We start from the raw sequence: 20008 nt of genomic DNA on the forward strand, positions 1-20008 counted from the left end.
GTTTGGTTCTACGGTCGCGGAATGGGCATCCTCCGCCACCCCGATTTCCGCCGGCTCTGGGCCGCCGACCTGCTCAGTCAGCTCGGGTCCCGCCTGAGCATGGGCGCGATCCCGCTGCTCGCCGTACTGACCCTCAACGCGTCGACGCTCCAGGTCTCGCTGCTCAGGACCTGCGAGACCGCCGCCTGGCTCGTCCTCGGCCTGTTCGCGGGCGCCTGGGCCGACCGGATCCGCTGCCGCCCGGTCCTCGTGTACGCCGACGTGCTCCGGGCGCTCCTCTTCGCGTCGATCCCGATCGCCTGGTGGTTCGACGTACTCACCCTCACGCAGGTGTACGTCGTTCTCGTGCCGGCCGGGATCCTCACGGTCCTGTTCGATGTCGCGCACACGTCGTACCTGCCGAGGCTCCTCGAACGGGACCGCCTACTGCCCGGCAACGCCAAACTCGCCGCGAACCACTCGATCGCCGCGGTCATCGGAGCCGGTGCGAGCGGACTGCTCGTCCAATGGCTCGGTGCGGCGCTGACGATCGGCCTGGACGCACTCAGCTTCCTGTGGTCAGCGCTCTGGCTCCGCTCGATCCGAACACCCGAGGCCGAGCCGGTGAAGCCCGATCTGCCCAACCTGCGCCGCGAGATCGGCGAAGGCATGCGCTTCGTCTTCCGGCATCCGCTACTGCGGCCGCTCGCGCTCAACACGATGACGACCATGCTGTTCCAGGCCGCCGCGGGCGCGATCATGGTCGTCTACCTGGTGCGCGGCGTCCATCTCCAGCCGGCCACCATCGGTGTACTCAGCATGATCGGTCTCCTCGGCGCGATCGTCGCTTCGGCCGTCACCGAGAAGCTCAGCACGCGGTACGGCGATGCGCGCACGCTGCTGCTGTCGTCGACGGGCATCGGCGTCGCGTTCACCGTGCAGGCGCTGACCGCACCGGGCTGGATGGTGAGCTGGTTCGTCGTCGGCACGCTGCTGGCCGGCTTCTGCATCATCGTCAGCTACATCCTGCAGGTCAGCACCCAGCAACGCCTCTGCCCGCCGGACCTGCAGGGCCGGATGAGCGCCACCATGAGCTTCGTCAGCTGGGGCGCCGCACCCGTCGGCAGCCTGCTTGGTGGCGGGCTGGGTACGGCGTTCGGCCTGCACACCACCTTGTGGATAGCAGGCCTGGGCACACTGGCCGGCAACGCCTTCCTCTACTTCTCCCCCATCCGCACGCTGCGCACGATTCCTGCGGAGGAGATCAGTCCGAGGTGATCTGTGCGGTGCCTACGAGGACCTCTACGTCGAGGGCGGCGCGGCCGCGGCCGATCTCTACGTCCTTGGACTGGCCGGAGACAGCGCCGCTCCAGGTGACGCGGCCGAGCTGGGACTCGGTGTGGACGTGGACGTCGGAGCCGCGGCGGAGCGTGACCTGCGCCGTACCGGACTCGACGCGGACGCGGGAGCGGCCCTTGGTGATCTGGGCGTCGAGGCTGGCGGAACCGGCCTGGACGAGTACGTCGATCGGGCCGTCGACGTCGGTGACCTTCGCCGTACCGGCGGTGACGCGGACCCGGGTCAGGCCGGGCAGCCGCTCGGCGTTCACGCTGCCACCGGTGACCTCGACCTCGACCTGGAGGTTCGGGTTGACGCGGATCGACAGCTCCTTGGCGAGGCCGTTGACGTGGGCCTTCAGGTCGGTGGGGTTGCGCAGCATGCTGAAGCCGTCGATCGAGACGCCCATGTCGCCTTCACTGCTGATCGCGAGGGTGTCGCCGTCACGCTTGATCACGTGCGGGCCGTCGACCGCGACGCCGTTCACGGCCGGCTCACCGATCAGCCGCACCCGCCGCCCGATCGCCCGCACGGTCACCCGCTGCACCCCGGACGGAATCGGCACGTTGCTGTGCTCCTCCTCGACCGGCTCCTCCTCGACCTCAGCCTCGGCGACATCCGCAGGCACGGTGTCCTGCACAGGCTCGGCAGCCTCAGCCGCCGCAGGTGAGTCGACAGCATCCGCCCACACACTGGTGGACGGCACGTCGTCGCCCGACGGCCAGGGCCACGGTGGCTTGCCTTCGGCCGCCGGCTCTCCGCCTTCAGCAACCGGAGCGTCGGCGGCCTCGGAGGGGTCGGTCTTGAGGGCGGCGATCAGGGTGGTGGCCTCTTCGGTCGAGAGGTGTCCCTTGGCGACGCGGTCCAGGATGTCCTTGACCTTCTCGTCGTAGCTCTGGTTGCTCATGCCACCAGTCCAGCACCCCGCCGGGTCGAAACCAATCGGGGATCGCCCCGAACCTGCCGCCCCGCACCCTGAACGGCAGCCGGCCGGAGCCTGACGAAGCAGCATCCGTTTCGTTCCGTGAGCAAAAAACCACGAATTGCTTGTGGTTCACCCAAGACATTCAATACATTCATTTCAAGCGACGCATTGACTGGCCATCGGGCGCCGCGGCCGCACCATTTCACCGGTCAACGACGACCGTATTCGTCCCACCCTCCCGCAAGGAGAATTCGTCATGCCCAATTTGAGGTCCCGCCTGATCACCCTGCCGCTCGCGAGCCTCGCGCTGGCCGCCGGCGGCGCTGCCCTGACCGCCACCACCGCGTCGGCGCACGAGCACCCCACCCCGGTCTCGAACGTCGGGGACGCGGTGGACTACGCCACCGACCAGGTCCAGCTGCACGTGGACGACGAGGCGCTCGGCCTATACCCGGCGATCGCGAACCCGCTCGGCTACACGACCAGCCACGTGGTCCCGGTCGGCGTGAACGTCGTGTCGCTCACCCTCACCGGCCACAAGTCCGTCGACGACGGCACCGGTCACGGGCACGACCACTGATCCACCGGCTGCGGCGCCGGTTCGCATGACCGGCGCCGTAGCACCCCGATCGCCCGTGGCCGCGGACCCTCCCCCGCGACCACGGGCGATCCACATCCCGGGCCGATTCGTCCTCACACCTCAAAAGTAACCCCGAGAGGTTTCGAACGCATTTCCCAGGGCTCCGGAATTGTTACGGCACAATGACCGATCTGCATTTAATAGAACATTTTCCGATATTTCTCCGACAGGAGGATCCGGATGTCTCTGCCCATGACGTCCTGGCTCTTTGCACTGCGGCGGAACTGCGCACCGCTCCTCGCCGTCGTCACGTTCACCGCCGCCCTGACCCTCGCCCCGGCGACCCCCGCAGCCGCCCACAGCAAGCTCGCCGCCAGTACGCCGGCCAACGGCGCCCGGCTCACGTCCACCCCGTCCGCACTCGCCTTCACGTTCGACCAGACCCTGCAGCCGGTCCCGGGCTGGGACGCGGTCCTGGTGACCGGCCCCGACGGGAACCGCCATCCCGCGCGCTCGGCACGGATCGAGGGCGACACGCTGCACGCCACCTGCGACCGGCTCGGTGCAGCCGGCGTCTACACGATCAGCTATCGGGTGATCTCCGGCGACGGCCACCCGATCGCCGGCCACATCACGATCACCCTCGATCGGCCCGATTCCGGTTCGCGGGCCGCGAACGCGATGGTGATCCCGACCGACGGCGTACCGGCGTGGCTGTGGTTCGCCGAGTTCGCGGTCGTCCTGTTCCTCGTGCGCGGCTTCCGCCGCTGGCGCTCCGATCTGGCCGCTCCACCCGAGCCGGTCGTCAGGGACCAGCGATGAACGTCGCCATCCCGTCCCTCAAGGTCCGGCGGCCGGTCGTCGTCGGGGCGATCGCCACCCTGAGCACGGCGGCTCTGGCCTGGTCCATCGTCGTCACCCGTCCGGCCCCCGAACCAGGCCTGACCACGACCAGTCCGGGCATCCTCTACACCACCCCGGTCGCCCGCTTCGCCACCAACACAACGGCAGTCCTCGCCGTCGGCGCCGTCCTGCTGCTTCTGCTTCTCGGTGCCCAGGGCCGGGAGCGGTACGGCGCCATCGCCGGTCGCGCCCGGATCATCGGTATCGCCTCCGGCGCCGCCTGGGTCACGGCCACCACGACGACGTGGTGGCTCCAGGCCGCGGCGATCTCGCAATCCGGCTGGAAGATGCAGTTCGCAGGCATGGCGTCGTACGTCGTCGACGTCTCCTCAGGTACCGCGCTCGTGGTGACCGTTGTCGCCGCGGGCGGGTACACGCTGGCCGTCGTCAAGCGCAGACCGATGCTCGGCTTCGGTACGGCGCTTGTCGGACTGGTCGCCGTACCGGTCACAGGGCACGCGTCGCAGAGCGAGGCTGCCTGGCTCACCACGCCCGCGATCACCGCACACATGTGCGCGGTGAGCCTTTGGGTGGGTGGTCTCGCACTGGTCACAGTGCTTGTCGCCGGCAACCGTTCCGCGTTGGCGCTGGTCCTGCCGCGGTTCTCGACCGTTGCTGGTGGAGCGATCGCGACGGTCGGGATCACCGGCGTACTGCTCGCAGGACCGCGTCTGACGAAGGACCTGACCCCACACCTGTCCGTACTACTCCACGCATTACTCGAGACCCCTGCGGGCTGGCTGGTGCTCGGCAAGCTCGCGTCCCTGATGATCCTGGCCGCGACCGGCGGTGCGATCCGTCAGGTCCTCTTGCCGGCCGTACGCCGCGAGGAGACGTCCGCTCTCGCCACGCTGGCGGCTGTCGAACTCACGGTGATGGCCGTGGCCATCGCACTCGCCACGGTGCTGGCCAGACCGCTGTGAACACAGCAGTGCGGGACCAGGAGAGTAGTCCTGGCCCCGCACTGCGTTCTCTATAACCGCACAGCCTGGGAGGGCTGGTTGTTGTCAGGCGGCCGGCGTCATCTCCTCCGCCCGCAGCTCGTCCTGTACGGCGGCCAACTCGGCAGCCTCTGCTTCTTCGGCGGCCCGGCGAGCCCGGAGGCCGTAGAGACCGGTCAGTGCGATGACCAGGCCGAGGGCCGCGATCCCCGTCACGACGCCGAGACCCGACTTGTACGCCGACAGCACCCCGGTGGGTGCGGTGACGCCGACGGTCTGGCCGCTGATCACCGCGGTCACGATCGCCAGGACCACCGCGCCGCCCACCTGGTTGGAGGTGTTGAACAGACCCGAGGCCAGTCCCTGCTCGTGGTCCGGGACCCCGGACACGGCCTGGATGTTGAGCGACGGGAACCCGATCGCGAACCCGAGACCGAGCAGCATGATGGTCGGGAACACGGTCGAGAAGTACGCCGACTCCGGGCCGATCCGCAACGAGAGCGCGTACCCGGCGACGAACAGCGCCATCGCGACGATGATCATCTTCTCGGTGCCCACCCGGTCGACGATCTTGCCGACGTTCGGGGACAGCGTGGCGACGAGCAGCCCGGCCGGGAGGAACCCGAGCGCGGTCTCCAACGGCGACCAGCCCAGCAGGTTCTGCAGGTACATGGTGCCGATCAGCTGGAAGGCGACGTACGAACCGAAGACGGTCAGGATGGCCAGGTTCGCCCGTCGCAGCGACGCGTTGCGCAGGATGCCGAGCCGGACCAGCGGGTGCTTGGTGCGCAGCTCGATCGCGACGAAGCCGGCCAGCAGGACGGCTGCGAGCACGAACAGGCCGATGGTCTGCACCGAGGCCCAGCCGGCCTGCTCGGCGCCGACGACCGCGTAGACCAGGGACAGCATGCCCGCGGTCACGGTGATCGCACCTGGTACGTCGTACCCGCCGGTGGACTCCTCCCGCGGGCTGCTCGGGATCAGCTTGATCGCGAACAGCAGCACGATCAGGGCGACCGGGCCGGGCATCAGGAAGGTCCAGCGCCAGCCGACCTCGGTCAGCGCGCCGCCGAGGATCAGGCCCATCGAGAAGCCGCTGGCGGCGCAGGTGGTGAAGATGCTGAGGGCGCGGTTGCGATCCGGGCCCTCGTGGAAGGTGGTGGTGATGATCGAGAGCGCGGCCGGGGCGGTGAACGCCGCGGCGATGCCCTTCACGAACCGCGCGGCGATGAGCAGTTCGGGGTTCGTCGCCAGTGAGCTCAGCATCGAGACCACGGCGAAGACGGCGAGGGCGATCAGGAAGACCCGGCGCCGGCCGAGCAGGTCGGCGGTACGGCCGCCGAGCAGCAGCAGGCCGCCGTACCCGAGCACGTAGCCGGTCACGACCCACTGGAGAGAGGCAAGGGAGACGCCGAGGTCGGCGCCGATGGACGGCAGGGACATACCGACCATGGACACGTCCAGGCCGTCGAGGAAGATCACGCCGCAGACCACCAGGAGCGCTCCCCAGAGGCGCGCGTCCCAAGTCATGCGAGCTGGCGATGTGGTTTGCGTAGTCACGAGGAGAGACTATTGCATGCGCATGCATCTAATGTCTAGGCATTAAATGCCTTTGCATTGAATGCGTGTGCATGCTATGGTCGCCGACATGACCGTGACGAAGGTCAGCGCTGGACCTGGTGAGACCAGCGCCGATGTGCGCGAATGGCGCGAGCTGCTGGCTCGCCACGCGGATCTGACCTGCGCCCTCGACCGGGCGCTGCAGGCCGGTCATGCACTCGGGATGAGTGAGTACGAGGTGCTCGAGCGGCTCGCGGAGCTGCCGGAGCAGTCTGCGAAGGTGGCGACGATCGCCAAGTCCGTGCATCTGAGCCAGAGCGCGCTGTCCCGCGTGATCGGCCGCCTGGAGGTCGCGGGCCTGGTCGAGCGGCACATGTGCCCCGAGGACCGTCGCGCCGTGAACGTCCGGCTGACCGACGAAGGCCTACGCCGCCAGACCGAGGCCCAGCCGACCCAGCGCCAGGTGCTGTCCCAGCGCCTGCACGCACCCCTGGTGAAGACCTGCGAACCCGTATCCTCCGTGGATGCCTGAGGCGTATACGCCCGCGGCCAGGACCGCGCCAACCCCGTGATCCTGTTCGTGCACGGCGGACCGGCGTCTCCGCTCGCGCCGACGGCCTGGCAGTTCCAGCGGCCGATCGAGGAGTACTTCACGGTCGTCACCTACGACCAGCGGGGCGCCGGCCGCACCCTGCGCACGATCGAGCCCGAATCCATCGCGGACACGCTCACGATCGCGTAGTACGTCGCCGACGCGATCGAGCTCGCCGAGCAGGTCCGGGAGCGGTACGGCGTCGAGAAGCTGATTCTGATCGGCCACAGCTGGGGCACCATCATCGCCACCCAGGCCGCGCTCGACCGGCCCGACCTGTTCCACGCGTACGTCGGGGTCGGACAGGTCGTCGACGCCCGGGCCAACGAGCGGCTGTGCTTCGAGTACGCGCTCGACCAGGCGCGCGAACACAACCACACCGAGGCGCTCGAGCAGCTCGCGTCGATCGCGCCGTACCCGGGTGACGAGCCGGTCACCCGCGAGCGGCTCATCGTCGCCCGTCAGTGGGCGCAGTACCGCGGCGGGCTGTCGGCGTACCGCGACGACTCCCAGTACTTCTTCGGGGCGCCCGAGTTGTCGCCGGAGTACACGGTCGAGGAGACCGAAACCATTGGCGAGGGCAACGAGTTCACGCTGGGCCGGGTCCTCGACGAGATGCTGGCCGTCGACTACACGGGGGTGACGGAGTTCCCGATCCCGGTGCTGATGTTCCTCGGGCGGCACGACTACACGACGCCGGCACAGCCTCCGGCGGAGTGGATCGAAGCGGTCGAAGCGCCGTACAAGCAGGCCGTCTGGTTCGAGCACTCGGCACACCTGGCGCCTTGGGAGGAGCCGGGCAAGTTCCTGGTCAGTCTGCTGACCTATGTACGTCCGCTGGCCGGTTAAAACAGTTGCACCGGATACATACGCTCAGCAGGTGAAGGTAACGGCTGTTGTAGCGCGTCCGTCCGACCAGGCGGTCCTGATGCTGCCGTCAGGGCTCCCCCAGGTCGAGCAATCGGACGGCTTCTGGTTCCCGGATGTCGAGTCGGTCCTGCAAGCGCTGCGGGACGAGCACGGCATCGAGGCCGTCGTACTCACGTGTCTGTCCGCGGATCCGCTCACCTACCTGATGCTCCCGAGCGGCGAACCGCCGGCCGGCGCGCGCTGGGTCCACGACCACCCCGTCAGCTCGTCCGACCTGCCCGGCTGGACACGTCCGGAGTGGTACGGCGAAGCGCCGCAGTGGATCGCCGAGCGTCTGAAGGCGACCGGCCCGTGGTCGCAGGTGAAGTCGTGGGGCCTGTCGAACGTCCTGCGCATCCCGACCGCCGACGGCGACGTGTATTTCAAGGCGCTCTCGCAGGCGTCGACCGAGCCGGACGCGCTGCCCTTCCTGTTCGCGAACGAGCCGCTGTTCCTGCAGCGCGCCTCCACCGACCGTCCCGGCGAGGTGCCGACGCCGTTGGCGATCGACGAGCAGCGGGCGTGGATGCTGCTGCCCGACCTCGGCTCGCCGTTGGAGGGCGAGAGCGACGTCGCGGTGTGGATCGATGCCGTGCGCAACCATGCCCGGTTGCAGCGCAGCTACGTGACGGAACCTGAGCGGTTGCTGGAGTACAGCTGCGCCGACCGGCGGCTCGCCGTCCTCGACGCGGACCTGGATCGCCTGCTCGAACCGAACTCGCTGACGGCACAGCTCGACCCGGCCGAGCAGTCGCGGTTGCCGGAGCGCGCGAAACAGTTGCGCGAGGCAATCGTCGAGCTGGCGAACATCGGCGTACCGGAGACGTTGCTGCACGGCGATCTGCACCCGCGAAACCTGGCGGTCCGCGACGGTCAGGTGTTTGCCTTCGACTGGACCGACGCAGCGCTCGCGCACCCGTTCCTGGACCTCGTGACCTTCATGGAGAAGCAGTCGCCGCTGTCGAGCGACCCACGCGTGCTGGCTGCGTATCTGCACGAGTGGGAGGAGTACGCCGCCCCGCCCGACCTGCGCCGTGCCCTGACGCTCGCCGAAGAACTCGGCGCCCTCTACCAAACGATCACCTACCTACACCTCGTCGACCACCTGACCGGCCCGAGCAAGACCTCCATGCTCCGCGGCGGCACGTTCTGGCTCCATAAACTGCTAGCGCCCTAACGGTCCAGCGCCGCCGTGCCTGGTCATCCTTGAGCACCCACCAGCCATCTCGGCGGCTCGAAACTGGTTGGTGGGTGCACGAAGATGAGCAGAGCCAGCGAAGGGGTGAGTTGGGCCGATCGATCCGGCGGTCCCTGGAGCGAACGTGGCGCGGAGACTGGTGTCCGTCGAGTCGTGGGGCTTGGCGGTGACATCCAGCCTCGACCCACGACTCGCCCGAGTGAGCTGTCGTCGCGGGGAGAGAAATCGTCGCGATATGCAAACTTGTTTCCCCGCACTTGAGGTTTCGGTCGGATCGGGCAGGACTGACCTCCGTCTCGCGAGGTGAGCCCCCTGGTGGGGGGCAACGATCACCCACACATCGGACCGAGAGCGCACGGGCACCCATTCATCACCAGCCGACCCGGAGACACGCTCCGACAATTCGAGGCGGACGTTGGATCGGAGCCCAACGGGCCTGCGTAGCGCGCGTGGGCTTTCTGCGGTCCGTTCGCCAGCCATGACCGGTTAGCGGTGCAGGATTGCTAGTTGGTTGTGGAGGCCGCGGCGGACGGGTGGGTCGAGGTAGCGGTCCCATTCCGGGTGCCGCTCGCCGCGGAGTTTCGCGTAGTGGGCGAGCGCTTCGGACAGCGCGGCCTCGCGGAGGTACCCGCGCGCCAGCGGCTGCTTGCCGCGCCCGTTCGGCCGCGGGCGACGCTCGTACGCCGCGTTCGCGGTGAAGATCCCGAGTCCGTAGAACACCGTGATCAGGTCGGTGAGCGGCTCGTGGTCGGGCCGGCGCGCGAGCGAGATCCGGCCGTTGCCGAGCAGCAGCTCGTGGCCGACCTCATGGGCGTAGATCGCGATCAGCGCGACCGGATCGGCCGTCAACGCCGGCGCGAGCTGGATCTCGTTGCTGCCGTTCCCGCGGATCCAGCGCCCGGACTGTTCCTTCACCACCATGCTGTTCACCGAACGTCGTACGCCGTTCAGCTCGAAGCTCAGCCCGCACTGGCCGGGCCGGAGATCCATCCGGTTGTCGACCCGGCCGCACAGCTCGGTCGCGGCGGCCAGGCTTCCGTCGTACCCGTCCGGGATCAGGTCGGCCGGCACCGCGATCGGGCGGAGCAGGATGTCCCGGCCGAACTCGCTGACCAGCCAGTCCATCGACGTACGGATCCAGCGCCGGCTGCCGCCCGGCAACCGTTCGCGGGGCGCCTTCAGCTGGGAGCGCAGCTGCTGACTTCGGCGGATCATTCCGATCGGATTCCTCACCCGCCGGATCATGCCTGTCCGACGCCGCGGCAAACCTCTCGGTTCCGTAGCGTCACCGGACATTGACATCAGGTCAGCGGTGCGCCTTCCTGGATCGACGCGATCTCGGCGTCCTTCACCAGCGACGCGAGCCGGGCGAAGGTCCGGATCCGGACTGCCCGGTCGACCTCGGTCGGCATCACCGGGAGGATCGACTCCGGAAACAGCAGGTGCCGGCGGAAGCAGTACGCCGCCAGCGCGTCGGAGGCACCGCGCTCCCCCAGGTACCCGAGCGTCTGCAGCGCCGAACGCCGTCCGGGGACCCGCTCGACCGCCTGATTGGCGAGGAAGATCCCGAACCCGTGGAACACCGCGAACAGGTCGGTCAGCGCCTCGGCGTCCGCACGGCTCCGGTCGATCAGGTGGTAGCCCCAGAGCACCTCGTGCCCCAGTTCATGGGCGGTGGCGGCAACCACCGCGGCCGGGTCGGCCAGAGTGGTTGCCGACAGCATCACCGCGGTCCCCTCGACGCCGCCGGTCCGCAGGTCCAGCCAGGCCGCGCGTGATCCGCTGCCGGCCGGCGTGGACCAGATCGCCTCGGCCCGTCGGCAGAGCTCGGCCCGGCGGTCCAGGTCGGTCTCCTGGAGGATCGCCGTACTGCGTTTCACCTCGGCCTGCAGCTCGCGCTCCGCGAGTACGCCGATCTCGGGCGCGAACCCGGCAGCGGCCAGCGCGTCCACCTCGGCCGACGTCATCGTTGCCCGCAGCCCCGAGATCGCGATCAGGTCGCTGCTCTGCTCGGCGTTCAGCCGGTGCACGGCCGCGCTGCGGGCGGCGGCGCGGACCTCTTCCATCCGGAAGCTGAACCGGATCCGGTCGTCGGGTACCTCCATCCACGCGCACGCCTGCAGACAGAGTTCGCGCGCCGCGTGCTCGGAGCCGTCGTACCCGGCGGGCACGAACTCGCTGGGCAGCACCGGCCGCCGGCGAAGCGGCTCGACCCCGAACCGGCCGATCAGCCAGTCCAGGGAGTCCTCGATCCACTGCTCCGGCCCACCGGGCAGCAGGACCTTCGGTCCGTACAGCAGCTCTCGATGTCGTTGCCGGCGGCGCCAGGCACCGATCAGATTCATACCCGAACTGACGCGGTCGCCCGAACGCTCGTTCCATCAGCAATGTTGCGGCTGGATCACCAACCCAACACGGTCGGCGGACCGCCGGCGAGGTCGTTGAGGCGGGCCACGAAACGGGCCCGCGGCTCCGGATCGAGAGCCTGATGCCACTCCGGCAGAAGCGGCCCGTCGCGCACCAGCTGGTGTTGCCGGAATCGGTAGCCGGCGAGCGCTTCGGCGACGGCTCGCTCCCCGAGGTAGCCGAAGGTTTCCACGGTCGGCGTGCCGAGCGTTGTCTCGTCGAGGGCGGCGTTGGCGTGGGCGATCCCGAATCCGTGCAGTACGGCGTACAGGTCGGTCAGCGGCTCGCGGAGCGGACCTGCGCCGCCGGGCACGTCGGAGGACAGGAGGACCTGGTGGCCGAGTTCGTGCGATGCCGCCGCCATCAGCTCGGTCGGGTCGGTGAGGATGTCGGAGCCGAGCATCACCGCGGTGTAGCCGGGCAGCAGCTCGACACCGGGAAGGCAGTAGGTCAGGTCCGTCCAGCGCCCTGCCGCCGACGACTCGCGTGCGGAAACCCCCGGGTCCGGACGATCCGGCTGCTGCTCGAGCTCGGCCTGTCGCGCGGGGTCCGGCTCGGCCGCGATCTCCCGGCAGCGGACCAGCTCGGTGAGGAAGTCGAGGAAGGCGAACCGCTGGATCTCGGGCAGCAGCCCGTCGTCCTCCAGCAGTTCTTCCAACCGTTCGTCGGACGTGGTGCCGAGCAGCCGCGAGTACTTCCGTACGGCGGCGATGTCCTCCGGTGCCGCGCCGCGGAGCGCGGGATGGGTCTGCGCGACGTACGCGTCGACGATCGTGGCGCCGAGCAACTGACCGGCCTCGACGATCTTCTCCAGCTGGAAGCTGAACCGGATCCGCTCGGACGGGATGCCCATCCGCTCGCTCACCTTCAGGCAGACGTCGCGGGCAGCCGCCTCCGACCCGTCGTACCCGTCCGGCACGAACTCCCCCGGTACGACGGCCGGCTCCCGCAACGGGTCGCTGCCGAAATGATCGATGAGCACCCGCAACGACTTTTCGACCCACCGCGCTGACCCACCGGGCAACTCGACTTTCGGCGCCCGCACGAGATCGCGGAAGGACATATCGGTCATGCCAGCTCCGACGGGGGTTCGGGGTGTCGCGGTTCCGCCTACTTCAGGAGGAGTTTGCCGAGGCGGCGAGAAGCGACGTACATGCCGAGGGTGCCCATGGCGGCCAGGTAGAGGGCGTGGACCACGAGGAACCAGCCGACGTTGCCGGTGCTGAAGGCACGTTCGAGCACGACGCCCTGGTAGAGCGGGGTGATCTCGACCAGCCAGCGGATCGCGCCCGGGTACGTCTCGACCGGGTAGAACGTGGCCGAGAACAGGAACATCGGCATGATCGCCAGTTGCACGAACTCGAAGTCCTGCCAGCTGCGCATGAACGTGGTCAGCGCCATCCCGGCGCCCGCGAACGCGAACCCGATCAGCACCGCGGCGGGCAGCGCCAGCAGCGCCCACCAGGACGAGATCAGCCCCATGATCAGCATCACGACGATGAACATCGCCGAGTAGATGCCACCGCGCAGCAGCGCCCAGGTGACCTCGCCGGTCGCGACGTCCCACGGCCGCAGCGGCGTCGCGAGCATCGAGTCGTAGAGCTTGGCGTACTTCATCCGGAAGAAGATGTTGTACGTCGAGTCGAAGATCGCACCGTTCATCGCGGAACTGGCGAGCATCGCCGGCGCGACGAACGCGGCGTACGCGATCTTCGTGCCGTCGGACAGGGTGAAGTCGCCGACCAGGTGGGCGACGCCGATGCCGATCGAGAGCAGGTAGAACACCGGCTCGAAGAAGCCGGACAGGAACACCACCCACGACCGCCGGTAGAGCAGGAAGTTCCGCTCGACGATGTGCCGCCCGCCACCGAGCCGCACCGGAACCGGGACGACCCGGGCCGCAATGGTCGCCATCAGCCGATCAGCTTCTTGGTGAAGCCGCGGACGGCGAGGCGGGTGCCGACGAGGAACCACGCGAGCAGGTAGGCGAGGTTGCCGAGGGCCAGCAACGGGTTCACCGTGCCGAGGCTGAGGTTGCGGGACAGGTCGACCGCGTGCCACAGCGGACTCACGTACGCCAGCCACTCGATCCAGTCCGGCAGCTGCGAGACCGGGAAGAACGCCCCGGAGAACAGGAACGCCGGCACCACACCGAACCGGAAGACCATCGCGAACCCGGAGTCGTTGTCGAGGATCGTCGCGTACGCCGCGATCGGGCCGGCGACCGCCATCCCGACGAGCAGCGCGACCGGCAACCCGAGCACGCCGAGCGGCGACTTCAGCCCGCCGAACAACGCGATGATCACCAGGAACACCGCGCACGAGGTGAACACCCGGAACGCGATGAACGCGAGCTGCCCGTAGACCACGTCCGCCGGCCGCAGCGGCGTCGCGATCATCGAGTGGTAGAACTTCTGCCACTTCAGCCCGCTCATCACCGGGTACGTCGCCTCGCCGACCGCGATCTGCATCGCGGTGGACGCCAGCAGCCCCGGCGCGATGAACTGCAGATAGTTGACGCCGCCGAGCGCGCCGGTCCCGTTGCTGTCCACGAACGACCCGAGCCCGATCCCCATCGCGGCCAGGTAGAGCATCGGCAGCAGGAAGCTGCTGATCATCGTGCCCTTCCAGGTCCGCTTGTAGACGGTCAGCCAGTAGTCGAACATCCGGCGACCGTTCTCCATCGCAAGCGCCATCAGTCGACCAACGTCCGGCCGGTCAATCTCAAGAACACGTCCTCGAGCGTGGAGCGGCGGACCAGCACGGCGGCCGGTTCCAGGCCGCGCTCGTGGACGGCGGCGACCGCGCGCTCGCCGTCGTCGGTGTAGAGCAGCAGCCGGTCCGGCAGTACTTCGATGCGCTGGGCGAGGTCCTCGACCTTGCCGGCCAGTGCGTCGTGGTCGGCGAGCATCACGTCCGGACCGAACCGCAGCTCGGTCACCTCACGCGTCGAGTAGTCGCGGATCAGTTCGGCCGGGGATCCCTCGGCCGCGATCAGGCCGCCGTCCATCACCACCAGCCGGTCGCACAACTGCTCGGCCTCGTCCATGTAGTGCGTGGTGATGATCAGTGTGACGCCGGCCTGTTTGAGCCGGAACAGCTTGTCCCACAACAGATGCCGGGCCTGCGGGTCGAGTCCGGTGGTCGGCTCGTCGAGCAGCAGCAGGTCGGGTTTGCTGACCAGTGAGCGCGCGATCGTCAGCCGGCGCTTCATCCCGCCGGACAGCTCGTCGACCTTGACCTTGGCCTTCTCGGTCAGCGCCACGAACTCGAGCAGTTCGTCCGCGCGCTCGCGGCACTCGGCCCGGCTGAGGCCGAAGTACCGCCCGTAGATCGTCAGGTTCTCCCGGACGGTGAGCTCGGTGTCGAGGGTGTCGTCCTGCGGGCAGACGCCGAGCCGCGCGCGGATCGAGGGCCCGTCGGCGGCCGGGTCCAGGCCGAGGATCTTGAGTGTGCCGCCGCTGATCGGTGAGACCGCGCCGATCATCCGCATCGTCGACGACTTGCCCGCGCCGTTCGGCCCGAGGAACCCGAAGGCCTCACCCCGCCACACGTCCAGGTCGATGCCCCGAACCGCCTCGAAGTCGCCGTACGACTTGCGCAGCCCGCGGACGTGAACCAGTGACTCCCGCTGCTCACTCACCTGCCTGACACTAGACGCACCGTCAGACAGTTTCCTCCGCGTTTCTCGTCAGCCTCTTCCTACATAGGGCATTCCGGCCGCCATGACCGTCAGGGTCGGGATCGCGACGGACGTCGGTAGTTCCGCGATCCGGACCACGAAGTCGGCCACGATCTTCGGGTCGAACGTCGGCTCGACCGCGATCGAGCCGTCCGGCTGGAGTACGCCCTGTTCCATGCGGGCGGTCATCGCGGTCGAGGCGTTGCCGATGTCGATCTGGCAGGCGGTGATGCCGTGCGCGCGCCCCTCGAGTTCGAGGCCCTTCGTCAGCCCACTGATCGCGTGCTTCGAAGCCGTGTACGCGATCCCCTGCGGCCGCGGTACGTGCGCCGAGATCGACCCGTTGTTGATGATCCGCCCGCCCTTCGGGTCCTGCCGCAGCATCACGTCGTACGCCGCCTGCGCGCAGAGGAACGATCCGGTCAGGTTGGTGTCCACCACCTGCCGCCAGTCCTCCTCCCGCACGTCCTGCACCGCCGCGGCCGGGGACCCGGTGCCCGCGTTGTTCACGAGTACGTCGACCCGCTCGAGCCCCCCGAAGAACCGCCGTACCGCCTCCCCGTCGGCCACATCCAGTACGGCGAGATCGACCCGGCCCTCGCCGAGCGCGACCGTCTCGCGCAGCTTGTCCTCCGTCCGCCCGGTCACCCACACCTGGAACCCGGCCCCCGCCAACGCCAGAGCCATCTCCCGCCCCAGCCCTGACCCACCACCGGTAACCACCGCAACCCGCGTCATGCCGCCACCCTTCTATCTCGCCGGACTGCCGTCCAGGATGGCACCAACGCCGCTGCGACCGCGGTGAGGACCAGAAACTCCACCCAGACGCCCTGCCCGAGCGGAGGCACCAGCTCCTCCGTGAGGTTCCACGCCGCGTGCAGCAGGATCGCCGCCGGCACGCCACCTCGCAGGCGCTCGCTGACGAACAGCATCACGAAGGTCAGCGGGAACAGCTCCAGGAAGAACGTCAGCCCCTCCTGTGTGAACAGCCCGTCGTCGTGCTGACCTGTCCCGTTCAGGAAGTACAGCGGCAGATGCCACACACCCCATGCCGCTCCCAGCACCAGGGTCGTCCCGAGCGGACCGAAGTACCCACGCAGCCGCGGCTGCACGTACCCGCGCCACCCGAACTCCTCCGACACCGGCCCAGCCAGGAAGGTGTACGCCGCAGCGCCGAGCACTCCCCCAGCACCAGAGATGACCGACGCGGCGTGATCGGGCAACGCCGGCAGGTCCCCCATCAGCGCCGACGCCACGAGCGGCGGCAGCGCACCGAGTACGACGGCAGCGACCGGCCACACCAGCGACCACCGGACGACGCGCCGCCGCTCCCGGTACCGCAGCCACATCACCAACGCGGCCAGCGACGGCCCCGACGCCGCCAACGCGAACACGAGACTGCCTGCGCCTTCGTCCGGATTCACACCGAGCACGCCGAGGACTCCCCAGGGCACCCAGGTCAGGACGAGACAGATGACACCGAACTCCAACAGCCGCCGCTTGATCACCGCCCCAGCCTCCCGGCCGGACCAGCGGACCGACGAGGGTGCTGGACCGACCTTCGCCCGGGGTGCCAGCACTACCACTGCGGACAGTGACCATCCGACGACGGATTGCAAATGAGTGGCGGCTCACTTGGAGACCTTGGAAACTCATTTGCGTGTATCACGCAAGCATGTATATGCTTGCAGCATGCAAGTAAACGACGCGTACACCCCACAGACCCCCATCGAGGGCGTCATGCACGCGTTCACCCGGATCGGGCGCCGCCTGAAGGCCAAGCAGCCCGGCGACACGCTCGACCACAGCGCGCACGTCGTGCTGTTCGCGCTGCGGTGCAACGGCGCCCTGCGGCTGTCCGACCTGGCCGGGAAGCTGGAGCTCGACGCCTCCACCGCGAGCCGCCACGTGCGGTCCCTGGAGCAGCTCGGACTGATCCGCCGCTCCCCCGACCCGGACGACGGGCGCGCGTTCCGCGTCGAGCTCACCGAGCAGGGCATCGAGCAGTGGGAGGCCAGTGCCCGGCACCGGATGGAGCTGCTCGGCGCGGCCATGGAGGGCTGGTCCGAGGAGGACGTGCAGACCTTCGAGCGGCTGATGACCCGCTTCGCGGACGGCGTCGCCGCCCACACCGAGGCACCGAGCAGCGCCGCCTGGGCCGACAAGGGCTGGGCCGCGGTCGCTCCGCGACTGCAGTCCGCCGCGGCACAGCGCCGTACCGACAAAGACTCCGCGCCCGGCAGCGACCCTGCCGCCCGCGAGAACAACGACAACAACCTGGAGAGCACCAGATGAGCACCACAGAACCCGCCACCGCCGGCGGGGCTGCACCAACCGACGGTGGTCCCAACTACCTGTCCCACAAGCAGATCCTGGTCGTCCTCGGTGGACTGATGGCCGGCATGTTCCTCGCCGCCCTGGACCAGAGCATCGTGGGTACGGCGCTGCCGCAGATCGTCAGCGAGTTCAACAGCCTGGACAAGCTGTCCTGGGTGGTCACGGCGTACCTGCTGACCTCGACCGCCTCCACTCCACTGTGGGGCAAGATTTCCGACCTCTACGGCCGCCGCCCGCTGTTCATCGCGGCGATCGTCACCTTCCTGGCCGGTTCGGTGCTGTCCGCGCTGGCACAGAACATCGAGATGCTGATCGGCTTCCGGGCCGTCCAGGGTCTCGGCGCCGGCGGTCTGATGTCGCTGGCCTTCGCCACCATCGGCGATGTCATCCCGCCGCGCGAGCGCGGTAAGTACATGGGGTACTTCGGTGCCGTCTTCGGACTGTCCTCGGTGGCCGGCCCGCTGCTCGGCGGCCTGCTGACCGACGGTCCGGGCTGGCGCTGGATCTTCTGGATCAACCTGCCGATCGGTCTGGTTGCGCTGGGCATCGTCGCCGCCGTCCTGAAGCTGCCGCACGTGAAGCGGTCGCACAAGATCGACTACCTCGGCGCCGCGGTGATCACCGGCGCGGTCACCACGCTGCTGCTGGCGATCTCGTGGAGCGGTCCGAGCAACGGCTGGGGCAACGGGACCACCATCGCACTGCTGGCCGCGGCCGTCGTACTCGCCGTCACCTTCGTCTTCGTCGAGCTGAAGGTGTCGGAGCCGATCATCCCGATGGACCTGTTCAAGGGCCGGATCTTCTCCGGGTACGCCGGGTTCGCGTTCCTGCTCGGCTTCGCGATGTTCGGTGCGCTGATCTTCCTGCCGCTGTACCTGCAGGCCGTCAAGGACATGTCACCGACCCGTTCCGGTCTGGCGCTGCTGCCGATGATCGTCGGTATCTTCTCCGCGTCGATCCCCAGCGGTCAGCTGATGAGCAAGACCGGCCGGTACAAGATCTACCCGATCATCTCCGCGGTCATGGTCGGCGCCGCGATGGTGCTGCTGTCCACTCTGAGCATGGCCACGCCGTACTGGCAGCTGGCGATCTACATGTTCGTGATGGGCGCCGGTCTGGGCCTGTCGATGCAGATCACCGTCACCGCGGCACAGAACAGCGTGCCCCGGCAGCACATGGGCACCGCGACCTCGTCGATGACCTTCTTCCGCTCCATGGGCGGCGCGATCGGTACGGCGGTCTACGGCGCCGTACTGACCACGCGGCTGAAGGACCACCTGGGCGACATCGTCCCGAACGCCACGCAGAGCATGGTCGACGGACTGGCCAAGGCGGCGAACTCCGTCCAGGCCCTGCACGGGCTGAAGGAGCCGATGAAGGGCTGGGCGCTGCACGGTCTGGTCGACGCGATGGGCGACGTGTTCCTGGTCTCCCTGCCGTTCCTGGCGATCGCGCTGATCCTCGCGGTCATCACGCCGGAGCAGAAGCTGGCCGGCCGCAACGACGGCCCGAAGGCCGAGGGCGAGGAGTCGCTCGAGTCCTCGGCTGCCGCGGCCATGCACTGAGGCGACGCTGAGTCGCGTCACCGAACTGAGACCGAACATCGGTTGACCTACCCGACAGCCGCCCTGGGAAGCTTCCCAGGGCGGCTGTTCTTTGTGCTGTCCACGAGCAGGACGGCCGCCTGACCCCTCCGGGGACTTAGTTTCGACACGTACCGCGACGACAGGGACTGCCGCACGAATGAAGACACTTGACCGGCCGCTGGACGACGACGACCGCGCGATGGCCGACATCGCCGAGGTCCGCGACTGGCGGCGCCTTGCCGGCCCGCAGGCGGGCGAGACCGGGCCGCTCCCGGTTCGCCGCCTGATTCGTCGCGTGAAGTCGGGGACGAACTGGAAGCCGTGGCCGATCAACCGCCGGACGGTGATCGACGACCAGCTCGACGGCTGGGGCTTCCTGACCCGCCGCAACACCGAGCTCGCGGTGTACGACGACCAGGTGCTGCCGCACAGCCCGTTCAGCGGCTGGGTCGCGTTCGCGATCGAGCGCACGGACCTCGACGCCGCGGCCGCCGGGCTCGACGAGCACTGGCCCGTGAAATTCGACCTCGCCTGCCGGCACTGGGGACAGCCCTCGTACGTCGGAGTTGAGAGCAAGACCGGTTTCGAGGACGACTGGGCCCCGGGCGCGGGCATCGACCGCCGCCACCTGGCGGTCTGGACGCCCCCGGGCGCCGAGATCCACCTGTACAGCAACAAGCCGACGGCGAGACCACTGTCGGTGTCGGTCGGAATCAACTACACGGTCTACCTCAACGAGGAGGGGACATGAGAACAGCAGAGAACCGGACCCGCGAGGGCCAGCGGGACCATCTGTTCACCAACAGGTCGGAACCGGGCACCACCGGCAGAGTCTCGGAGGCGCGGCTCACCGAGCTCAAGCATGAACGCGTCGCAGCCACGGACGGGCGGGCAGGCCTGCCCGCGGACCTGACCAGGAACTTCCAGGCGGGAACGATGCCCACGGTCGCTCCGGGCCAGGCACGCACCGGCGACACGTCCGGCGTACGCAACGAGTCCAGCCGGTTCGAGCATGGCAAGGGCACCGGCAACAACGGCAAAGGCTCCGGCAACAAGCCGCCCGAGCGCTAGA

At 68.7% G+C, this 20008-nt stretch carries 21 protein-coding genes; 11 read left to right on the forward strand and 10 right to left on the reverse strand.

Annotated elements, in window-relative coordinates; all coding sequences use genetic code 11:
* Positions 1–21: 21 nt before the first annotated feature.
* Positions 22–1257 (forward strand): MFS transporter, encoded by a 1236-nt coding sequence (locus OHB24_RS02770; protein ID WP_327637332.1) that lies wholly within the window; start codon positions 22–24, stop codon positions 1255–1257.
* On the opposite strand, the gene OHB24_RS02775 is transcribed toward OHB24_RS02770, so the two are convergent.
* On the reverse strand, positions 1244–2224 hold the full coding sequence (locus OHB24_RS02775) for a hypothetical protein (protein WP_327637333.1): 981 nt from the start codon (positions 2222–2224) through the stop codon (positions 1244–1246). The two genes, OHB24_RS02770 and OHB24_RS02775, sit on opposite strands and share 14 nt — an antisense overlap.
* A 274-nt stretch (positions 2225–2498) precedes the next feature.
* Between OHB24_RS02775 and OHB24_RS02780 the strand changes: the two genes are divergently transcribed.
* From OHB24_RS02780 to OHB24_RS02790, 3 genes are all read left to right on the forward strand, one after another.
* Positions 2499–2822, forward strand: coding sequence for a hypothetical protein (locus OHB24_RS02780; RefSeq protein WP_327637334.1), 324 nt, complete (start codon positions 2499–2501; stop codon positions 2820–2822).
* Positions 2823–3062: 240 nt separating this feature from the next.
* The gene (locus OHB24_RS02785) at positions 3063–3644 is read left to right on the forward strand and encodes a copper resistance CopC family protein (protein ID WP_327637335.1); all 582 of its coding nucleotides are present in this window, start codon (positions 3063–3065) and stop codon (positions 3642–3644) included.
* Complete coding sequence (locus tag OHB24_RS02790) at positions 3641–4648, forward strand: copper resistance D family protein (protein WP_327637336.1); 1008 nt, start codon at positions 3641–3643, stop codon at positions 4646–4648. Before OHB24_RS02785 ends, OHB24_RS02790 begins: the two co-directional genes overlap by 4 nt.
* 84 nt (positions 4649–4732) lie before the next feature.
* Here the strand turns inward: OHB24_RS02790 and OHB24_RS02795 are convergent, their stop codons facing one another.
* A complete protein-coding gene (locus OHB24_RS02795) occupies positions 4733–6196 on the reverse strand; it encodes an MFS transporter (protein WP_327637337.1) in 1464 nt (487 codons plus the stop codon).
* Between the two features lie 118 nt (positions 6197–6314).
* Here OHB24_RS02795 and OHB24_RS02800 point away from each other — a divergent pair, with 118 nt between their 5' ends.
* The 3 genes from OHB24_RS02800 (at position 6315) to OHB24_RS02810 (ending at position 8904) form a co-directional block, all read left to right on the forward strand.
* Positions 6315–6758 carry a MarR family winged helix-turn-helix transcriptional regulator gene (locus tag OHB24_RS02800; protein ID WP_327637338.1) on the forward strand — a complete coding sequence of 148 codons (444 nt, stop codon included), beginning with the start codon at positions 6315–6317 and terminating at the stop codon, positions 6756–6758.
* A gap of 270 nt (positions 6759–7028) precedes the next feature.
* Positions 7029–7667, forward strand: a complete 639-nt coding sequence (locus OHB24_RS02805; RefSeq protein ID WP_327641008.1) for an alpha/beta hydrolase — start codon at positions 7029–7031, stop codon at positions 7665–7667.
* Positions 7668–7698: 31 nt separating this feature from the next.
* Positions 7699–8904: a phosphotransferase family protein gene (locus OHB24_RS02810; protein ID WP_327637339.1), complete on the forward strand. Its 1206-nt coding sequence runs from the start codon at positions 7699–7701 to the stop codon at positions 8902–8904.
* A gap of 507 nt (positions 8905–9411) precedes the next feature.
* Here the strand turns inward: OHB24_RS02810 and OHB24_RS02815 are convergent.
* The 8 genes from OHB24_RS02815 to OHB24_RS02850 all read right to left on the reverse strand — a co-directional run bounded on the left by OHB24_RS02815 (position 9412) and on the right by OHB24_RS02850 (position 16521).
* Positions 9412–10158 carry a hypothetical protein gene (locus OHB24_RS02815; RefSeq protein ID WP_327637340.1) on the reverse strand — a complete coding sequence of 249 codons (747 nt, stop codon included), beginning with the start codon at positions 10156–10158 and terminating at the stop codon, positions 9412–9414.
* Between the two features lie 68 nt (positions 10159–10226).
* On the reverse strand, positions 10227–11270 hold the full coding sequence (locus tag OHB24_RS02820; protein WP_327637341.1) for a hypothetical protein: 1044 nt from the start codon (positions 11268–11270) through the stop codon (positions 10227–10229).
* Between the two features lie 56 nt (positions 11271–11326).
* Positions 11327–12403, reverse strand: a complete 1077-nt coding sequence (locus OHB24_RS02825; protein WP_327637342.1) for a hypothetical protein — start codon at positions 12401–12403, stop codon at positions 11327–11329.
* 38 nt (positions 12404–12441) lie between these two features.
* On the reverse strand, positions 12442–13245 hold the full coding sequence (locus OHB24_RS02830; RefSeq protein WP_327637343.1) for an ABC transporter permease: 804 nt from the start codon (positions 13243–13245) through the stop codon (positions 12442–12444).
* Complete coding sequence (locus tag OHB24_RS02835) at positions 13245–14027, reverse strand: ABC transporter permease (RefSeq protein ID WP_327637344.1); 783 nt, start codon at positions 14025–14027, stop codon at positions 13245–13247. Before OHB24_RS02835 ends, OHB24_RS02830 begins: the two co-directional genes overlap by 1 nt.
* Complete coding sequence (locus tag OHB24_RS02840; RefSeq protein ID WP_327637345.1) at positions 14027–14974, reverse strand: ABC transporter ATP-binding protein; 948 nt, start codon at positions 14972–14974, stop codon at positions 14027–14029. The genes OHB24_RS02835 and OHB24_RS02840 overlap by 1 nt, the downstream gene beginning before the upstream one ends.
* Positions 14975–15022: 48 nt before the next feature.
* Complete coding sequence (locus OHB24_RS02845) at positions 15023–15751, reverse strand: SDR family oxidoreductase (RefSeq protein WP_327637346.1); 729 nt, start codon at positions 15749–15751, stop codon at positions 15023–15025.
* Positions 15748–16521 (reverse strand): CPBP family intramembrane glutamic endopeptidase, encoded by a 774-nt coding sequence (locus tag OHB24_RS02850; RefSeq protein ID WP_327637347.1) that lies wholly within the window; start codon positions 16519–16521, stop codon positions 15748–15750. Before OHB24_RS02850 ends, OHB24_RS02845 begins: the two co-directional genes overlap by 4 nt.
* Positions 16522–16705: 184 nt before the next feature.
* Here OHB24_RS02850 and OHB24_RS02855 point away from each other — a divergent pair, with 184 nt between their 5' ends.
* From OHB24_RS02855 to OHB24_RS02870, 4 genes are all read left to right on the forward strand, one after another.
* Entirely contained in the window at positions 16706–17308 is a 603-nt protein-coding gene (locus OHB24_RS02855) for a MarR family winged helix-turn-helix transcriptional regulator (protein WP_327637348.1), read from the forward strand.
* Positions 17305–18915, forward strand: a complete 1611-nt coding sequence (locus tag OHB24_RS02860; RefSeq protein ID WP_327637349.1) for an MDR family MFS transporter — start codon at positions 17305–17307, stop codon at positions 18913–18915. Before OHB24_RS02855 ends, OHB24_RS02860 begins: the two co-directional genes overlap by 4 nt.
* Positions 18916–19093: 178 nt before the next feature.
* A complete protein-coding gene (locus OHB24_RS02865; RefSeq protein WP_327637350.1) occupies positions 19094–19687 on the forward strand; it encodes a hypothetical protein in 594 nt (197 codons plus the stop codon).
* On the forward strand, positions 19684–20007 hold the full coding sequence (locus tag OHB24_RS02870) for a hypothetical protein (RefSeq protein WP_327637351.1): 324 nt from the start codon (positions 19684–19686) through the stop codon (positions 20005–20007). The genes OHB24_RS02865 and OHB24_RS02870 overlap by 4 nt, the downstream gene beginning before the upstream one ends.
* Position 20008: the final 1 nt, after the last annotated feature.

Source organism: Kribbella sp. NBC_00482, from assembly GCF_036013725.1.
Classification (GTDB): Bacteria; Actinomycetota; Actinomycetes; order Propionibacteriales; family Kribbellaceae; genus Kribbella.